The following is a 17610-nucleotide window of genomic DNA, read 5'->3' on the forward strand; positions in this document are numbered from 1 at the left end:
AAAATGTGAATTAAATGAAATATGACAATATTGTTTCGAAAGCATTACGCTTTCGAAAACTATATTATAAAATACCTGCTTCTTTGAAGTATTTTTTAGCACCTTCATGTAAAGGAGCACTTAAACCATCAAGTAATGATTTTTTTGTAATGTTTGCATATGCAGGGTGTAGTTTTTTAAATTTTTCGAAATTTTCTAAAATTGCTTTAACTACTGTATATACAGCTTTTTCACTTACGTCATCACTAGTTACAAGTACTGCTTTTACACCAAATGTAGGAGTAGGCTCAGGATTGCCTTTATAAATTCCAGCTGGAACATCTGCTTTTGCAAAATAAGGATTTTCTTTGATTAATTTATCTACATTACTTCCTTGTAATGGAACAATTTTTACATCAACAGAGTTTGAAGCATCTTTAATATTAGCTGTTGGATGTCCAACCATATAAAAATAACCATCGATTTTGTTATCTCTTAATGCATCTGGCATCTCAGAAGCTTTTAAAGCACCAGCAAATTCTAAGTCAGATTTTTTGATTCCACTTGCTTTAAATAGATTTAAAGCAGTAGCTTCATTTCCAGAACCTGGATTACCTAAATTTATTCTTTTTCCTTTAACATCTGCTAAAGAGTTTATATTTGCATCTTTTCTTGATACCAAAGTTAATAATTCAGGATAAATTGCCATAACTGACTTTAATTTTTTAACTGCATCACCTTGATATCTTCCTGTACCTTTTGATGCTTGATAAACAACATCAGATTGTACAATACCAAAATCTAGTTCACCATTTTTAATAGTGTTTACATTGTAAACAGAACCACCTGTTGATTCTACTGAACATCTAATTTTAGTCTCTTTTTTGTATTGATTTACAAGTCTACAAATAGCACCACCTGTTGGATAATAAGTTCCTGTAACACCACCTGTACCAATTGTAATAAACTCAGCAGCAAATGCTGGAAGAGTTAATGCTCCTACTAAAGCAGCTGTAGCAAGCTTCTTCATATGTTCTCCTTTTTGATTTTTATGTGTTTGTAATGACATAATCACAACACAATTATTATATCATAAATGTATTATAATATATTTATGATAAATAATAGTGTTAAAATTGTATATTAATTGCACAATAGTTGCAATAATTATAAAAATGTAACATATGTAAAATTTATGCAAACTTAAATAAAATTTTTACTTATGGTATAATTTAAAAATGAAAAATCAACAACTTATGATAATTATATATGTAATTTTAGTAGTATTCTCTATTATGTATGCAACCCAGCCATTACAGCCTTTATTAGCCAAAGAGTTTGATATTAACATGGTACAAGCATCACAATTTACTGCTGTAATTATGTTTTCACTTGCAATTGCACCTATTATTTATGGGTATATTTTAGAATCAATTTGTCCTAAAAAAATGCTTTTTGTTGCATCTTTGATACTTCTTGTAACAAATCTTGTTTTATCTTACTCAAATAGTTATGAGATGTTTTTGACAATTAGAGTTATTGAATCATTAGTAATTCCAGCTATTATAACTTCATGTATGAGTATTTTAGCAAATAGTGATAAAAAAAATGTAAAATATAATATGGCAATTTATGTTGCAGCAACTGTATTTGGGGGAATGGTAGGTCGTGTAATATCTGGATTTATTGCAACAGAGTTTGGATGGAGAGCTGTATTTATCTCTTTATCAATTGCACTATTTTTTGCACTGTTTTTTATTAAAAAGCTATCTTTTGAAGGAGATACAAATCTTACTAAAGCAAAATTAAGTGATGTTGTAGAAATATTAAAAGATAGAAGATTTATTTTAATATATTTATTGATGTTTACTACTTTTTTTGTATTTGCAGGATTACTTAATATTTTGCCATTTAGAATGAAAGAGTTAATTCCAAATGCAACAGAATCTCAAATTGGATTACTTTATTTAGGTTATGGAATGGGTATTGTTGTCTCATTATTATCAAAAAAAATCATAAAACTTTTAAAAACAGAATCAAATGCAATACTTGTTGGGGCTTTAATTTTTACTTTGGTTAATTTTTCATTTTTTAGTAATAATATGCTATTTGTATTTTTTATGCTATTTGTTTTTTGTATTGGTATGTTTACTATTCATAGTGTAAGTACAGGAATTGCAAACTCAATAAAAGAGTCACAAAAATCTTTAACTTCTGGTATGTATTTGACTTTTTATTATATTGGAGGAGCAGTGGGTTCTGTAGTTCCTGCAATGTTTTATCAACTGTTTGGATGGAATTTTACAATTATTTTATTTATTAGTGTACTAATTCTTATTTATACTCTATTTTTCATTTATAAAGATGATTTTAAATAGATGAATAAACTTATTGTAAATAATAAAACAGATAATTTTTATAACTGTTTAACAACTCTTTTTAACTCTTGTAAGAGTTTTTATATTAATGTTGCTTTTATAAATTATAGTGGATTACAACTTTTACTTGATAGTTTAAAAAAGTGTGAACAAAAAGCAGTTAAAGGAAAAGTCTTAACATCAACATATTTAAATTTTACAGAAGTAAAAGCACTTAAAAAGCTTCAAGAGTTTAATAATATAAAGTTAAAAGTGTTTGATAGTAGTGATGAGGGATTTCATAGTAAAGCTTATATTTTTGAGTATGAAGAAGATTATAAAATAGTTGTAGGCTCTTCAAATATAACTGCAAGTGCATTTAAATCAAATATAGAGTGGAATTTAAAAATAGTAAGTAAAAAACAAGATAGTTTTACCCTTGATGTTTTAAATGAGTTTGATCTTTTATTTAAGCAAGCATATTATGTAGATGAGAAATTTTTAAACTCATATGAAAGCTTTTTAAAGCAAAGATTTGTAAAAGTAGATGAAAAATTTATTTTTGAAAAAGAGATAAAAGCAAATTGTATGCAAATTAATGCTCTTAAAAATTTAAAAGATTTAAGAAAAAATAATCAAAAAAAAGCAATAGCAATTTGTGCAACAGGAACAGGTAAAACATACCTTAGTGCTTTTGATGTAAAAGAGTTTGATGCTAAAAGGGTTCTATTTTTAGCTCATAGGGAAAATATTTTGATTTCATCACAATTTAGTTTTGAAAAAATTATAAAATCAAAAAGTTTTGGATTTTTTACAGGAAATAAAAAAGAACTTGATAATGATTATATTTTTGCAACTATTCAAACAATGAGTAAAAATTTAAAACTTTTCAAAAAAGATGAGTTTGATTATATTATTTATGATGAAGCACATCATATAACAAGTGAATCTTTTCAAAAAGTTTTTTTATATTTTAATTCAAAATTTACTTTAGGCTTAACGGCAACTCCAAATAGAAGTGATAAACAAAATATATATGAAGTTTTTGATGATAATGTTGCAATAGATTTAAGATTAAATGAGGCATTAGAGCAAAAACTAATTGCACCTTTTCACTATTTTGGAATAAGTGATATTGTAATAGATTATGAAAATACAAACTTAGATGACCTTTCAAAGTTAGCAAAACTATTAAGTGTAAATAAAAGAGTTGAATTTATAATTGAAAAAATGAAATTTTATGCTCATGATAATAAAAAAAGAAAAGCTTTAGCTTTTTGTGTAAATAAAGAGCATGCAAAATATATGAATGATGAGTTTAATAAAGCAGGTATACCCTCAATGACTCTTTTTGGAAGCGATTTTGTTGAAAAAAGAGAGATAGCTATTAAAAAACTAGAAAATGAAGATGATAGTTTAGAAGTTATTTTTAGTGTAGATATTTTTAATGAAGGAGTTGATATACCAAAAATAAATACTATTTTGATGTTAAGGCCTACAAGCTCATCAACTGTATTTATTCAACAACTAGGACGTGGTCTTAGAAAAACAGAAGATAAAGAGTATTTAACAGTATTGGATTTTATTGGAAATCACAACAGAGCTTATTTAGTAGCTTTTGCACTTTTAGGAAATAAAGTAATTGACAAAGATAGTATAAAACTTGCTTTAAATAATAGCTTTGCAACAATATCTAATAATACCTTTATATATATGGATGAAATTTCAAAGAAAAGAGTTTTAAAACAACTTGATGAAGAAAACTTTAATAGTTTTAGATATTTAAAACAGCAGTTTATTGAGTTTAAAAATGATATTAAAAAAGTTCCAACACTTATTGACTTTATAGTTTACGAAACAACACTTAATCCTAAAGATTTTATTGATGAGAGTAAATCTTATATTGAATTTGTATTAAGAGTACAAAAACAAAAAAATGAATTTCCATTGAGTTTTTTGAAAATTATTAGATTTATTGATTCACATATAAAACTAAAAAGAGTCCATGAGTTTGCAATATTAAAGTATCTTTTAAATCATGAATCAATTGATTTAAAAACTGCACAAAATGAAGTTTTGAAGTATCAAGAAAAAGTTGATTTACAAACAGTAAAACATAGTTTTAGATATTTAAATCAAGAATTTTTTGATAGTGCACAAATAAAAAGATATGAAAAAGTTGTATATTTAGAAGATGAAGTTTTAAAAGTTACTCAAGTTTTTAAAAAATGTTTAGAAACAAAAAAACAAAAAGAGCTTATAAAAAATAGTTTAGAGTATGCTATTTTATTGTATGAAAAAGAGTTTGCAAGAGTTTATTATGGATTGCCATTTTTAAAATTATATGAAAAATACAATATGAAAAACATAGCATTACTTTGCAACTTAGACAAAATTCATAGCTCTTTTCGAGGAAGTGGTCAGTTAAAATATAAGAATGATTACTTTTTATTTATAAACTTAGATAAACAAAATGCCATAAAAAGTAAAAGGTATAGTAATATATTTTTTACAAATGATACTTTTTCTTGGCAAACAAAACCAAATGCAACTATTAATAAAGGTGATGGAGAAAAATTAATAGAAAATATCAAGCATAAAGTTAAACTTCATATTTTTGTAAGAAAATATATAACAGTTGATAAAAAGACTCAAAATTTTATATATTTAGGATTAGCAAATACTATTAAGTATGAGGGTGAAAAACCCATCAATTTAACTTTAAAGTTAGAAAAAAAACTTCCTAAGTATTTATATGATGAGTTTACACTAAGCGTTTAAGCAGCTTCATCTATTATTTTAAAAATAGTTTTTTCTACTCTTTGCATTACCTCTTTTAAATTTTTATTTAGTTGGGGGAATATAAATGATGGCTTAACAACACATATATTTGTTTTCCCCTCATCTTCATATATAGAGATGCTACATGGTAAAATTGAACTAACACTTGGATCAATATCTAAAATCTCTTTAGCAATATGTGGTTGACAAATATCTAAGATAAGACATCTTCTTCCAAGTTCAACATCTTTTGCTTTAAGCTTTTCATGTACATTGTGAGTATGTTGAAGTCCAAATTTATTTTCACTGATAGATTTTTGAAGTGCATCATAAGTCTCTTCTAAAGTTTTAGAAGTGCTAACTTGATATTTCATAAATTTTCCTTATAATTAATTTTTGATAATTCTATCAAAACTATTATTATATAAAGGTTTTAAGTGTTAACTTAGCTTATTAATATAAGTAGATATTTATAAAGATATATAAGTATATATTATGTATATATTGAAAAAATGACAAAGATATTGAAGTAATATTTATATAAATAGTAAAAAATACTCCTTTAAAAACTTTTATAAAAAAAGACTCAAAAAGTACTTGACAAATATACACTCAATAAGTTATAATACTTTAGCAGTTCAAGATAATGAGTGCTAAAATTCAAAAGATTGGTTTTAAATGATTGATAAAAAAGAGTTTTTATTACAGTCTATTATCAAAGCATATATTGAACACTGTGAACCTATTGGTTCTAGTCAGTTAAAATCAATGTATGACATTGCTTACTCGCCTGCTACTATTAGAGGGTACTTTAAAAAGTTAGGCGATGAGGGTTATTTAGCCCAAGAGCACGCAAGTAGTGGAAGAACTCCAACTACAGAAGCTTTAAAGCAGTATTGGTATAGTAAGCTAAATTTTAAACTATCTTTTGTTGATTTAAGAACTATTGAGTATTTGGCTCAAAGTATTGGTCTTACTGTGTTTATAAAGGAACTTAAAAATGATAAGTTGGTAAATATTATTAATATTCAAGATAAATATATGATCTTGGAGTTTGATAATTTTCCAATTACAATTAAGTTCTCATCAGCACTTTACAGATTTTTGCAAGATATGATTGGTTTAGAAATAAACCATATACTTAAAATTTCAAAAGATGTTGGTGCTTATGAGCTTTATGAACAAATTTCACATTTTGTGAAAAAAAGAGATCTTTCAATTTATAATACAAAAGAGTTTTTAAGATTAGCTCTTAGCTATGACTTTGATGAGACTATTATTAATTCATTTTTAAATGGAGAAGTTATAGATAAATGTGAAGAGGGTCTATATTTTGAAGAGTTGTTGCCAATTGGTTACACTGCAATTTGTCATGAGTGTAATATCAAAGGATATAATTCTAAAATGCTAATAGTTGGCGAATTATCAAAAGATTATGAATATTTTTATAATCAAATTAGTATGTCTTAGGAGTAAAAATTGAGCGAAGAAAAAAAAGAAGAAATAGAACAAGAAGTGGTAGAAAATCAAGAAGAACAAACTTGTGAAGACAATGCTACTAGTGAGGTTAAAGAAGAGACTGTAGAAAGTGTAAGAGCTGAACTTGAAGAGAAGTTAAAAGAAGCAGAAGATAAGTACTTAAGAGTTCATGCAGATTTTGAAAACATAAAAAAACGATTAGAAAAAGAGAAGTATCAAGCAATTGATTATGCAAGTGAAAAGTTTGCAAAAGATTTATTAACACCAATTGATACTTTAGAAATGGCACTAGCAGCAGAAGAGTCTGCAAAAGATTTAAAAGCAGAAGAGTTACTTAAAAAATTAAAAGAAGGTGTTGAATTAACAATCAAAAACTTTTATACAGTTTTTGAAAAACATGAAATTAGTACTATTGATACAAGTGGAGAGTTTGATCCAAATTTCCATGATGCAGTAATGCAAGTTGATAGTTCTGAGCATGAAGATGGACAAATAGTTCAACAACTACAAAAAGGTTATAAGTATAAAGAGAGATTACTAAGACCAGCAATGGTTTCTATTTGTAAAAAATAGATAAGTTTGACCGAAATGTCATAAAACTAAATAAATTAGAAAAATTATTAAAAATAAAATAAAACTTGATAAGGAAATAAAATGAGTAAAGTAATTGGAATTGACTTAGGTACAACAAACTCTTGTATGGCAGTTTATGAAGGTGGAGAAGCGAAAGTAATTGCAAATAAAGAAGGTAAAAATACAACACCATCAATTGTTGCATTTACAGATAAAGGTGAGGTTTTAGTAGGAGATCCTGCAAAAAGACAAGCTATTACAAACCCAGAAAAAACAATTTATTCTATCAAAAGAATTATGGGTCTTATGATGGAAGAAGAAAATGCTAAAGAAGCACAAGAAAAAGTTGGATATAAAATTGTAAATAGAAATGGTGCAGCAGCAGTTGAGATTGGAGATAAAGTATATACTCCTCAAGAAATTTCTGCAAAAATTTTAGGAAAACTTAAAGCTGATGCAGAAGAGTATTTAGGAACAACTGTAACTGATGCAGTTATTACAGTACCAGCATACTTTAATGATGCACAAAGAAAAGCAACTCAAGAAGCAGGGACAATTGCAGGTCTTAATGTACTAAGAATTATCAATGAGCCAACAGCTGCATCGTTAGCTTATGGACTTGATAAAAAAGGTGAAGAAAAAGTTCTTGTATATGATTTAGGTGGTGGTACATTTGATGTTACAGTTCTAGAAATTGGTGATGGAACATTTGAAGTACTTTCAACTGATGGTAATGCATTCTTAGGTGGAGATGACTTTGATAATAGAATTATTGATTGGTTAGCAAAAGAGTTTAAAGATGAAAATGGTTTTGACATTAAAAATGACAAAATGGCATTACAAAGATTAAAAGATGCAGCTGAAAATGCTAAAAAAGAGTTAAGCTCAGCAGAATCAACAGAGATTAACTTACCATTTATTTCAATGGGTAATGCAGGACCAGTTCACTTAGTAAAATCTTTAACAAGAGCTAAATTTGAGTCTATGACAGAAGATTTAATTAATGAAACATTATCTCATATTAAAACTGCTTTAGATGATGCAGGATTAGATAAAAATGAGATTCAAGAGATTATCATGGTTGGTGGATCAACAAGATTACCAAAAGCAAATGAAATTGTTAAAAACTATTTTGGAAAAGATTTAAATAAAGGTGTTAACCCTGATGAAGTAGTTGCAAAAGGTGCAGCTGTTCAAGCTGGTGTATTAAAAGGAGATGTAAAAGATGTACTATTATTAGATGTAACTCCTTTATCATTAGGTATTGAAACTTTAGGTGGAGTTATGACTAAATTAATTGAGAAAGGTACAACAATTCCTGTTAAAAAATCTCAAGTATTTAGTACAGCAGAAGATAACCAACCAGCTGTATCAATTCATGTAACTCAAGGTGAAAGAGAGTTTGCAAAAGATAACAAATCTTTAGGTATGTTTGAACTTTCAGATATTCCAGCAGCTCCAAGAGGTGTGCCTCAAATTGAAGTAACATTTGACATTGATGCAAATGGTGTATTAAATGTAAGTGCTAAAGATAAAGGTACTGGAAAAGAGAATAAAATTACAATCTCTGGTTCATCTGGATTAAGTGATGAAGAGATTGAAAAAATGGTACAAGAAGCAGAATCAAATAAAGAAGCAGATGCAAAAAGAAAAGAAGTAATTGAAGTTAGAAATCAAGCTGACTCTTTATTGCATTCAACTAAAAAAACTTTAGAAGAGAATGAAAGTGCAGTATCAGAAGAAGAGAAACAAAAAATTGTAGATGCAGCAGCAGCTTTAGAAGAAGTTTTAAAAGATGAAAATGCAACAAAAGAGCAAATTGAAGAGAAAGTTAAAGCTTTAACAGAAGTAAGCCACAAATTAGCAGAAGCTATGTACGCTAAAGAGCAACAAGCTCAAGGTGGACAAGCAGGTGGTGCACAAGCAAATAAAAAAGCTAAAAAAGATGACGATGATGTAATTGATGCTGAGGTTGAATAATCTTGCATTTTAATTTTACACTTGCAAAGGGAAGGTAACTTCCCTTATGCAAACACTAATATTTTTACTACTTACTTTTTTATTAGTAATATTTTCTGTATTACTTTACTTTAAAACTAAACATCAACGAGTATCAAAGCTAAACTCAGGTGAGTGCCCAAGTTGTGGCGAAAAATCAAGAACATTTTTTGATGAAAAAACTAATACTACTTTTAAAAATGAAGCCATTACAAAAAGAGTTTTAAAAAATCATGGTTGTCAAGGAGTTATAGAGTTTGAATATAGATGCAAGCACTGTGGCTTAAAAGAGGTTCATCCTCAAGGGCAATAATTTTTTGTAATAAAACATTTACTTTAAGATGTTAAAATACTGCAAAATTAAAGGAGCAGTTTTGAGACAACTACTAATTTTTATAATTACTATTTATATATTTACTGGATGTTCTGTAAAAGAGTATCAAAAGTATGATGATATCTCAAAAGCATCTTTAGAAAAAGTCAATTTTTATGATATTGAAGACTTTTATAATGATGATTTAGATTATGCATTTGAAGTATTTAAAAAAGCTTGTACACGTTCAAAAAGATATGAAATGTTTAAAGAAGTTTGTTTAAAAGCAGATGATGAAAATAATGCAAGAGACTTTTTTATCTCAAATTTTGAAGCTTATAAACTAATAGATAACAAAGGAAGTGATGAAGGTGTAATAACTGGTTATTATGAACCATTACTTCATGGAAGTCTAACAAAAGATGATACTTATAAATATCCAATTTATAAAACTCCCAAAGATATGATTACTGTTGATTTAAGTAAGGTTTATCCAGAACTTAAAAAATATAGATTAAGGGGTAAATTAAAAGGAAATAAATTAGTTCCTTATGAAAATAGAGCCCAACTTGAAAAGCATGAAAATGAGAATTTAGAAGCTATTTGTTATGTTGATGATAAATTTGCACTTTTTTTACTTCATATACAAGGTTCTGGTAAAGTAAAATTAACTGATGGAACAATTTTAAATGTAGGTTATGCAAATCAAAATGGAAGAAGATATAAATCTGTTGGAAAATATATGTTAAAAAATGGATTTATTGATAGAAATAGTGCTTCTATTCAAGGAATGAAAGCATATTTTGATAAAAACCCAGATAAAATGGATGAGATTTTAAATCATAATGAAAGTTATGTCTTTTTTAGAGAATCAAAACAAGGTGCAACAGGAGCATTAGGTGTTGAACTTACTTCAAAAAGAAATCTTGCTGTTGATAGAAGCTATATTCCTTTAGGTATGCCAGTATTTATTTCAACTTCAAATCCAGTTACAAAAGAGGATATAAACAAACTAATGGTTGCTGCTGATGTTGGAGGAGCGATTAAAGGGGAAATTAGAGCCGACTTTTTTTGGGGATTTGGTGATAAAGCATTTGAGTATGCAGGTAAAATGAAAGAAAAAGGTAAATTATATATTCTTATTCCAAAGCAAGTATTAAACTAAATACTTTGCTTTGTAGTTTTAGAATATTTTTTATCAAAGAAATATAACATTGCATAAGAAATGATTATTGCAGCTACTGTTCTAATAGCAATTATAATAGTAAAATCAGCTCCAAAAATTACAAATAATAAAGTATCTTCAATAATAGCATGGCAAATCATTAAAAAAGTGCCAATAAAGAAAATATCTTTTTTACTTAAACTTGTGCCTTTTGCTTCTTCTATTAATATACCCGCCCCATATGTTATTCCTAAAAATACACCAACTAAGATTGAAAAACTTTTACTAATATTTTTCCCACTTTTTTGTATAAAATCTCTTGTTTTTATAAAATCCATTATAAAAATTAAAGCAGTAATTAAAGCAATAATTTTCAATGATAAGATAAAAGCATTATATGCTGAAATTTGAAGTAAAGATATTAAACTATCATAACTTTTTTCTTCAAAAGCTTCAATATTTATATTTGACATAAAATAATTAGCAGGAATAAAGGTAGTTAGATATGCAACTATTAATCCTGCAATAAATCTTAGAAGATAAGAGTAAGTATTTGATAAACCAATTTTTTTCATAATCACACTTTCAACTACAAGTGAGTGACAAATACCTAAAAACACTGCAAGAACAGTCCATTGTTGTGGACTCATATCAAGTGGAGCTGCAAAGGCAACTGCTGCGTAAAGATTTAAAAACATTCCACTAATTATTGATAATGCAGCCTCTTTTGGTAAACCTAAAATAGAAGTAAATGGTTCAACTAAAAATGATACATATGCTAAAGTATTATAATAAAATAGTATTTCAGCAAGTATATAAATTGGTATAACAAGCTTTAGTATTATCCAAATACTTTTTATTGAAGAGTTTAAAGTTTTTTGTAAATTCATAAAGGCTCTTTTTGAAAGTTTTTATAATTTTATCTAAATTTTAAAGATATTTTATTAAGTTTAAGATGGAAGTTGTTAGCTACAACATCCATCTCCGCAACATGAAGTTTTCTTAGGAGTAAAAAATGAAATAACAAAATTATTTTGCATCTCTTCAACTTGAAATTCATGTTTACCACAAAACTCACTATTCATTTTTTCTTTCATTTGTATTGCTTTTAAAAGAGCATCATCTTTTGAAGTAAAACTAATATTATTCTCAAGGTCACTTCTTTTAAAACAACCACATTGATTTGCAACTACTATTTTATGCATATAAATTTTCCTTATATATAATTTGTTTATTTAAGTAATGCAATACTAACTTAAAGATACACTAAAATATCTTACATTAAAAATTTATATTAATATTTTAAAAATCAAGTGATATTTTGATAGAATATCTAATTAAATGAATTATTAAGGAAAATAATGCACATTACAAACTTGATTTCGCAATATTTTGGAAAGTTTGCCAAAAAAGAGTTCCCATCATTTTTTCAAAAATTTATTAACAATACATATGTTAAAATTTTTAAAATTGATATGAGTGAATTTAGAAATGCTAAGTATTATAAATCTTTAACTGATTTATTTACAAGAGAATTGGCAATCCCAAGAGAGATTAATGAAGAGGAAAATAGTTTTATCTCTCCTTCTGATAGTTTTATTACTCAGTGTGGAAGCTTGCATAAAGAGACTCTTTTTCAAATAAAAGGCATGGAATATTCTGTTGAAGATTTACTTACTTATTATTGTACTGATACTTTTCCTATGGTAAAAGATGGGAAATATATGAATTTTTATCTTGCTCCAAGTGAGTATCATAGGTATCATGCACCTATTGATTGTGAAATTAAAAAACTTATTCATGTTCCAGGAAAGCTTTATCCTGTTAATTTAAAATACTTAAATAAAGAACTTGATTTATTTGTTCAAAACGAAAGAGTAATTTTAGAGTGTTTTTCAAATAATAAGATTTTTTATATGGTTTTTGTTGGAGCTTTAAATGTAGGTCAAATGGTATTTGATTTTGAACCAAGTGTAGAAACAAATAGTAATACAAAAGATATAAAAGTAATTAAATATGATGATTTAAAAGTAAAAAAAGGTCAAACATTAGGTTATTTTAAAATGGGTTCAACTGTTGTTATGGTTTGGGAAAAAGATAGTGTTGAATTAGAAGAATTACTAAACCAAAAAGTAAAATATGGACAAAAAATAGGTATTTTAAAATAAAATAGTTTAATAAATAGCTTTTAAGTATTTAAGCCCAAAGAAATTTAATTTAATTAAAAGTTAAGTTTTGTCAAAATGAAGAAAACAAAAAGGAATAGATATGTCAACAACTACGGAAATTGCAACACTTCAATTATCAGGAACAAAAAAAGGTAAAATAATTATTTCAAATATAACTGAACCATATGGAAAAGAGACTTCTGATGTAGTAAGTATTGGTATTGCTTTAAATGGTAAAGATATTGAGTGGAAATCTCATATTCCTTATGGAAGTCTTGATGATGTAATTGAAGTATTACAAAAAGTAAGTCAAGAGAAAAAAGCACAAAATGCTTAAATTTTAAGAGATAATAAAAAAATTATCTCTTATTTATAATATTTTTTGTTATAATTTTTATAACAAAGGATATTCCATGAAAATAGTTATTTTACTACTTACTTTTATTCCTCTTTTTGCAAATAGTGCAAAATCAATTGATGCTACAACTTTAGAAAAATTTCTCTCTAAAAGAGCAATTATTATAGATATAAGAGCAAAACAAGAACAAACTCAAAAAGGTATAATTCCTAGTTCATATACGATTACTTACGAAAATAGTAGTGATTTAGAGATGAAAAGATGGAAATATAAACTTTTAAAAGTTATAAAAAGTCCAAATCAAAGTTTTGCTTTAATAGATAAAGATGGTCAAAAATCAAAAAACTTAGCAAACGAGCTTAAAAAAGCAGGATTTAAAAAAGTATTTTATTTAGAAGGTGGTTTTAAAGCTTGGAAGAAAGAGGGAAAAAGAGTAATAAACTAGTTAAAAACTGTTTCTCTTTGCTCTTCAATCCATTGTGCAATACCTCCATGTAAATGGGCACAGTTTTTATATCCTAAACTTACAAGATAATTACCTACGGTTCTTGTTCTATTTGCATGGGCACAAATAAGAATAAAAGTTTGGTCTTTATTTGTAACTAATTTTTCAAATTTTTTCATCCATTCATCTAAGTCATAATTTCCATAAATATCAAAAAATGTAAGTTTATGTGAATTTTTTATAATGCCTGTTTGTTTAAACTCAATATCAGTTCTAATATCAATTAAAACTATATTGTCCTTATTCATTAAATCAACTTTTCTAGGAATTAAATCTATTACTTCATCTTGCATATTTTAGCCTTTTTAAAAAGAAAATTTTAACAAGAAAATATTAATAAATCTTATAAATTAGAAGTTAGTTTTATAAATACAAGTTTTTATTAACAAACTCTTTACAAATATTTACTATAATACTAAAAATTCTAAAGGAACTTATATGAAGAAGATAATTTTGATTCTATTTTTTAGCTTTATATCTTTATTTTCAGCTGAACATTTAACTGCTGATAATATAGATGAAAAACTTCAAAATAAAAATGCTATTGTTGATTTTTATGCCACTTGGTGTCCTCCATGTAAGATAATGTCTAAAAATTTGAAAGATTTTGAAAATTCAAACAATAGTGATGTAATAATTTATAAAGTTGATGTAGATAAGCAACCACAATTAGCACAAAAATTTGGGGTAAGAACAATTCCTACAACTGTCTATTTTAAAAATGGAATTTTTTTAAAAAAAGAAGTTGGGGTAAAAACAGTATCTCAACTACATTTAAATGTTAAAAACTATTTTTAGGAAAATTTGATGTTACAAAAACTCTTTTTAGTATTTCTTTTAGGTTTTAATTTTTTATTTGCAACTTCAAATGATGATTTTTTAACACCTGAAGAAGCTTTTCAAACAAAGTTTGAATTAGATAATGAAAATATATCTTTTAAAATAGAACTTGGAAAAGATATCTATTTATATGATAATATGTTAAAGGTTTTTATAACAAAGCCTGAAAAAATAGAGATTACAAAAGAATTGAATATTCCTAAACCTGTTGAATATGATGAGTTTATAGTTCATTTTGGAAATCAAAATATAAAAATTCCTTTGAATCTTTTAGAGTCTAAATTAAAAGCAGATAGTTATGAAGTTGAAGTTCAATTTCAAGGTTGTTCTAAAGCTGGTCTTTGTTATGCACCTATGAGTGAAACATATACTTATTCAAAAACAGTCTCAAAAGTTAAAGAAATAAAGCCTTTAGAAAATAAAGAAGCTTTAAGTGAGACTGATTCTATTGCAAATACATTAGCAAGTGGAAACTTTCTTTTAGTATTAGCAACATTTTTTGGCTTTGGATTACTTCTTTCATTAACACCTTGTGTTTTTCCAATGATCCCTATACTTTCATCAATAATTGTAAAAGCTAGTAATAATGAAAGATTAACACCACTTAAAGGTTTCTTCTTATCTTTTATATATGTTTTTTTTATGGCACTTGCATACACTATTGCAGGAGTAGTTGCAGGCTTGTTTGGTGCAAACTTACAAGTAGCTCTTCAAAATCCTTATGTTTTAGTTGTTTTTGCATTAATATTTGTAGCTTTAGCTTTTTCTATGTTTGGGTATTTTAAATTAGAATTGCCTCAAGCTATTCAAAACAAAATCAACAAAACAACTGAGGGAAAAGAGAAACAAGGAGTATTAGGAATTGCAATTATGGGATTTTTATCTGCTTTAATTGTAGGTCCTTGTGTTGCTCCACCATTAGCAGGTGCTTTAGTTTATATAGGTCAAACAGGAGATGCAGTTCTTGGTGGTTTAGCTTTATTTGTACTTAGCTTTGGAATGGGACTTCCTTTACTATTAATAGGAGTAGGTGCTGGTAAGTTTATGCCAAAACCAGGTGGTTGGATGGATAGTGTTTCTAAAATCTTTGGTATTGTGATGCTTGGTATTGCAATTTGGATGTTAGAGCGTGTAATACCGCAATATACTATGTATTTATGGGCATTTTTATTAATTGGAGCATCAATATATTTACAAATGTATAAACATATTTTAGTAAGAACATTTACAATTATTTTATTAGTTTATGGTGTTATTGCTTTTGTTGGGGCAATAAGTGGTGCAAATGATATATTAAAACCTCTTAATAAACTTACTTTAACAACTTCAAAATCAACTAGTATAAATGATATCAAATGGAAATATGTTAAAAATTTAGATGAATTAAATATGGCTATAAAAGAGTCTTCAAAACCTGTTATGCTTGATTTTTACGCTGATTGGTGTGTGGCTTGTAAAGAGTTAGAAGAGATAACTTTTACTGATGAAAAAGTAAAGCAAAAACTTCAAGAGTTTACTCTTTTAAAAGCAGATGTTACTAAAAATAGTGTTGATGATAAATTGATGCAAAAAAAATATGGTATTTTTGGACCTCCTGGATTAATCTTTTGGGATGAAAATAATAAAGAGATTAAAGAGGCTAAAATCGTTGGATTTAAAACTGCTAAAGAGTTTTTAGAAATTGTAAATAGAAGTTTTTAAAAGGGATTTTGTCCCTTTTATTTAATCTTTATGCTCAATAAATTGATTTGTTAAGAAATCATATTTTAAATAGTGAGTTTTTAAGACTTTTTTTTCATCTATTAAAAAATCATATACTTCAATGTTAAGTATATTCTTTTCCCAATTTAAATGAGAATCTAAAAAATCAATCTTTAACTCTTTATTAAACTCTTTAAAATATTTATCTTTGATTAGTTCTATCATTTTTACACCTAAATCAATATCTATATTTTGAGCTCTTTTATAAAGATTTTCAACATGAGCACCTAATGCATAACCTCTTGCTTGTGACATTTGATTATCTTTATGTATTAAATAACTATTTACTACTCTATGTTCCATATCTTCATAAGTTTCATAAGAGATTTTAAAATAAGTTCTAAAAAGTATTGAGTTTAAAGTATCAGATGAATAGATAACTTCTTCTTTTTTTGATTTGTCTAAATCTTTTATAAGGTCTGTTTTTTCATGTTGTGAGTAATAGTTTTTTGATATTTGTTCTTTAAAATATTTTGTATATTTTTTGGGCATTATTTCTACAATATCTTTTTGATTATCTTTTAAATAATTTTGTATTTTGTTAAACTCTTTTATTACATATGTATTATCAAAATCTTTAATATCTAAAAAAGTAATAAATACATTTTTACTATAAGTTTCATCATAAATAATAAAAAACTCTTTATTATAATATTTTTTAAAAACTTTTGCTTTTTCTTTGAGATTGTCTATATACTTGATTTGATCTTTTATACTCTTTTTTATTTTCTCTATGATATCTTCTCTTGAATCTTTTTTTTTGCCTCTAAAGTCATGTGCAATTGTAAAATAAAAATCCTCTTTTTTATCATATAATATTACAAATTTAAAATCTTGAGGTAAAGGAACAATTGATGGAGCGTACACTGTTTTGTATGAGATTAAATCTATTTTATTATCAAACTCTTTTTTAAGAATATTTTTTATTTTATTTTTATTTATAAAGCTAGAAAAACCATAGTTTGTTTCATTTAATATTAGTAATAATGCTATTATTGTAAGAATCTTCATATGTGGCCTTTTTGTAAATCTTTGAGATTTTACGTAACTTTTTCTAATACTATTCTTAATATATCAATTTCATAATCTTAAAATAAGCAAAGAAAAATATATTAAAATCCTATTTTTATCCCATATTTATTGTTATAATTTTTTATAGATATATTAATCTAATAATTGTCGCTTTTTAAAAGTCAATCATCTAATATATAAATAAAAAGGTTTAATATGAATATTATAAAAGAGCAAGATATAATAGACAGTATCGCAGGAGCCTGTCAATATATCTCGTATTATCATCCAGAAGATTTTGTAAAAGGAATGGTAGAAGCAT

18 protein-coding genes are annotated in these 17610 nt (G+C 26.2%); 12 read left to right on the forward strand and 6 right to left on the reverse strand.

The window, feature by feature from the left end; translation table 11 throughout:
- Positions 1–64: 64 nt before the first annotated feature.
- Entirely contained in the window at positions 65–1009 is a 945-nt protein-coding gene (locus tag ACTCCZ_RS08775) for a TAXI family TRAP transporter solute-binding subunit (RefSeq protein ID WP_079579974.1), read from the reverse strand.
- A 208-nt stretch (positions 1010–1217) separates the two neighbouring features.
- On the opposite strand from ACTCCZ_RS08775, the gene ACTCCZ_RS08780 reads away from it, so the two are divergent.
- A complete protein-coding gene (locus tag ACTCCZ_RS08780; protein ID WP_079579975.1) occupies positions 1218–2357 on the forward strand; it encodes an MFS transporter in 1140 nt (379 codons plus the stop codon).
- Complete coding sequence (locus ACTCCZ_RS08785; protein ID WP_079579976.1) at positions 2358–5117, forward strand: DEAD/DEAH box helicase; 2760 nt, start codon at positions 2358–2360, stop codon at positions 5115–5117. It abuts the gene before it with no gap.
- Here ACTCCZ_RS08785 and ACTCCZ_RS08790 read toward each other — a convergent pair.
- Entirely contained in the window at positions 5114–5491 is a 378-nt protein-coding gene (locus ACTCCZ_RS08790) for a DUF302 domain-containing protein (RefSeq protein ID WP_079579977.1), read from the reverse strand. The two genes, ACTCCZ_RS08785 and ACTCCZ_RS08790, sit on opposite strands and share 4 nt — an antisense overlap.
- A gap of 304 nt (positions 5492–5795) precedes the next feature.
- On the opposite strand from ACTCCZ_RS08790, the gene ACTCCZ_RS08795 reads away from it, so the two are divergent.
- The 5 genes from ACTCCZ_RS08795 to mltA all read left to right on the forward strand — a co-directional run bounded on the left by ACTCCZ_RS08795 (position 5796) and on the right by mltA (position 10645).
- On the forward strand, positions 5796–6587 hold the full coding sequence (locus ACTCCZ_RS08795; protein ID WP_079579978.1) for a heat-shock protein: 792 nt from the start codon (positions 5796–5798) through the stop codon (positions 6585–6587).
- Positions 6588–6596: 9 nt separating this feature from the next.
- The gene (gene grpE / locus ACTCCZ_RS08800; RefSeq protein WP_079579979.1) at positions 6597–7169 is read left to right on the forward strand and encodes a nucleotide exchange factor GrpE; all 573 of its coding nucleotides are present in this window, start codon (positions 6597–6599) and stop codon (positions 7167–7169) included.
- A gap of 81 nt (positions 7170–7250) precedes the next feature.
- Positions 7251–9149, forward strand: a complete 1899-nt coding sequence (gene dnaK / locus ACTCCZ_RS08805; RefSeq protein ID WP_079579980.1) for a molecular chaperone DnaK — start codon at positions 7251–7253, stop codon at positions 9147–9149.
- 46 nt (positions 9150–9195) lie between these two features.
- A complete protein-coding gene (locus ACTCCZ_RS08810; protein ID WP_079579981.1) occupies positions 9196–9480 on the forward strand; it encodes a hypothetical protein in 285 nt (94 codons plus the stop codon).
- Between the two features lie 61 nt (positions 9481–9541).
- On the forward strand, positions 9542–10645 hold the full coding sequence (gene mltA, locus ACTCCZ_RS08815; protein ID WP_079579982.1) for a murein transglycosylase A: 1104 nt from the start codon (positions 9542–9544) through the stop codon (positions 10643–10645).
- On the opposite strand, the gene ACTCCZ_RS08820 is transcribed toward mltA, so the two are convergent.
- Both ACTCCZ_RS08820 and ACTCCZ_RS08825 read right to left on the reverse strand, forming a co-directional pair.
- On the reverse strand, positions 10642–11535 hold the full coding sequence (locus ACTCCZ_RS08820; protein WP_079579983.1) for a nucleoside recognition protein: 894 nt from the start codon (positions 11533–11535) through the stop codon (positions 10642–10644). The two genes, mltA and ACTCCZ_RS08820, sit on opposite strands and share 4 nt — an antisense overlap.
- 75 nt (positions 11536–11610) lie before the next feature.
- Positions 11611–11850 carry a hypothetical protein gene (locus ACTCCZ_RS08825; RefSeq protein ID WP_079579984.1) on the reverse strand — a complete coding sequence of 80 codons (240 nt, stop codon included), beginning with the start codon at positions 11848–11850 and terminating at the stop codon, positions 11611–11613.
- 156 nt (positions 11851–12006) lie between these two features.
- Here ACTCCZ_RS08825 and ACTCCZ_RS08830 point away from each other — a divergent pair, with 156 nt between their 5' ends.
- The 3 genes from ACTCCZ_RS08830 to ACTCCZ_RS08840 all read left to right on the forward strand — a co-directional run bounded on the left by ACTCCZ_RS08830 (position 12007) and on the right by ACTCCZ_RS08840 (position 13616).
- On the forward strand, positions 12007–12813 hold the full coding sequence (locus ACTCCZ_RS08830) for a phosphatidylserine decarboxylase (protein ID WP_079579985.1): 807 nt from the start codon (positions 12007–12009) through the stop codon (positions 12811–12813).
- Between the two features lie 100 nt (positions 12814–12913).
- Complete coding sequence (locus ACTCCZ_RS08835; protein ID WP_079579986.1) at positions 12914–13150, forward strand: hypothetical protein; 237 nt, start codon at positions 12914–12916, stop codon at positions 13148–13150.
- Positions 13151–13226: 76 nt separating this feature from the next.
- Positions 13227–13616 (forward strand): rhodanese-like domain-containing protein, encoded by a 390-nt coding sequence (locus tag ACTCCZ_RS08840; RefSeq protein ID WP_079579987.1) that lies wholly within the window; start codon positions 13227–13229, stop codon positions 13614–13616.
- Here the strand turns inward: ACTCCZ_RS08840 and ACTCCZ_RS08845 are convergent.
- Positions 13613–13969 (reverse strand): rhodanese-like domain-containing protein, encoded by a 357-nt coding sequence (locus ACTCCZ_RS08845; protein WP_079579988.1) that lies wholly within the window; start codon positions 13967–13969, stop codon positions 13613–13615. The genes ACTCCZ_RS08840 and ACTCCZ_RS08845 overlap by 4 nt on opposite strands.
- Before the next feature lie 145 nt (positions 13970–14114).
- Between ACTCCZ_RS08845 and ACTCCZ_RS08850 the strand changes: the two genes are divergently transcribed.
- Positions 14115–14474 (forward strand): thioredoxin family protein, encoded by a 360-nt coding sequence (locus ACTCCZ_RS08850; RefSeq protein WP_079579989.1) that lies wholly within the window; start codon positions 14115–14117, stop codon positions 14472–14474.
- A 9-nt stretch (positions 14475–14483) separates the two neighbouring features.
- Positions 14484–16217 (forward strand): protein-disulfide reductase DsbD, encoded by a 1734-nt coding sequence (gene dsbD / locus ACTCCZ_RS08855; RefSeq protein ID WP_079579990.1) that lies wholly within the window; start codon positions 14484–14486, stop codon positions 16215–16217.
- 21 nt (positions 16218–16238) lie between these two features.
- On the opposite strand, the gene ACTCCZ_RS08860 is transcribed toward dsbD, so the two are convergent.
- Positions 16239–17288, reverse strand: a complete 1050-nt coding sequence (locus ACTCCZ_RS08860) for a hypothetical protein (RefSeq protein ID WP_079579991.1) — start codon at positions 17286–17288, stop codon at positions 16239–16241.
- Between the last annotated feature and the right edge of the window lie 322 nt (positions 17289–17610).

This window comes from Malaciobacter sp., assembly GCF_055140965.1.

Excerpts from the sequence above, each read along its gene's own strand:
- ACTCCZ_RS08785 (WP_079579976.1), top strand. The coding sequence starts at position 2,358 with ATGAATAAACTTATTGTAAATAATAAAACAGATAATTTTTATAACTGT.
- dnaK (WP_079579980.1), top strand. The coding sequence starts at position 7,251 with ATGAGTAAAGTAATTGGAATTGACTTAGGTACAACAAACTCTTGTATG.
- ACTCCZ_RS08790 (WP_079579977.1), bottom strand. The coding sequence starts at position 5,491 with ATGAAATATCAAGTTAGCACTTCTAAAACTTTAGAAGAGACTTATGAT.
- ACTCCZ_RS08830 (WP_079579985.1), top strand. The coding sequence starts at position 12,007 with ATGCACATTACAAACTTGATTTCGCAATATTTTGGAAAGTTTGCCAAA.
- ACTCCZ_RS08795 (WP_079579978.1), top strand. The coding sequence starts at position 5,796 with ATGATTGATAAAAAAGAGTTTTTATTACAGTCTATTATCAAAGCATAT.
- ACTCCZ_RS08780 (WP_079579975.1), top strand. The coding sequence starts at position 1,218 with ATGAAAAATCAACAACTTATGATAATTATATATGTAATTTTAGTAGTA.
- ACTCCZ_RS08840 (WP_079579987.1), top strand. The coding sequence starts at position 13,227 with ATGAAAATAGTTATTTTACTACTTACTTTTATTCCTCTTTTTGCAAAT.
- dsbD (WP_079579990.1), top strand. The coding sequence starts at position 14,484 with ATGTTACAAAAACTCTTTTTAGTATTTCTTTTAGGTTTTAATTTTTTA.
- ACTCCZ_RS08810 (WP_079579981.1), top strand. The coding sequence starts at position 9,196 with ATGCAAACACTAATATTTTTACTACTTACTTTTTTATTAGTAATATTT.
- ACTCCZ_RS08850 (WP_079579989.1), top strand. The coding sequence starts at position 14,115 with ATGAAGAAGATAATTTTGATTCTATTTTTTAGCTTTATATCTTTATTT.
- ACTCCZ_RS08820 (WP_079579983.1), bottom strand. The coding sequence starts at position 11,535 with ATGAATTTACAAAAAACTTTAAACTCTTCAATAAAAAGTATTTGGATA.
- ACTCCZ_RS08845 (WP_079579988.1), bottom strand. The coding sequence starts at position 13,969 with ATGCAAGATGAAGTAATAGATTTAATTCCTAGAAAAGTTGATTTAATG.
- ACTCCZ_RS08825 (WP_079579984.1), bottom strand. The coding sequence starts at position 11,850 with ATGCATAAAATAGTAGTTGCAAATCAATGTGGTTGTTTTAAAAGAAGT.
- ACTCCZ_RS08860 (WP_079579991.1), bottom strand. The coding sequence starts at position 17,288 with ATGAAGATTCTTACAATAATAGCATTATTACTAATATTAAATGAAACA.
- ACTCCZ_RS08835 (WP_079579986.1), top strand. The coding sequence starts at position 12,914 with ATGTCAACAACTACGGAAATTGCAACACTTCAATTATCAGGAACAAAA.
- ACTCCZ_RS08775 (WP_079579974.1), bottom strand. The coding sequence starts at position 1,009 with ATGAAGAAGCTTGCTACAGCTGCTTTAGTAGGAGCATTAACTCTTCCA.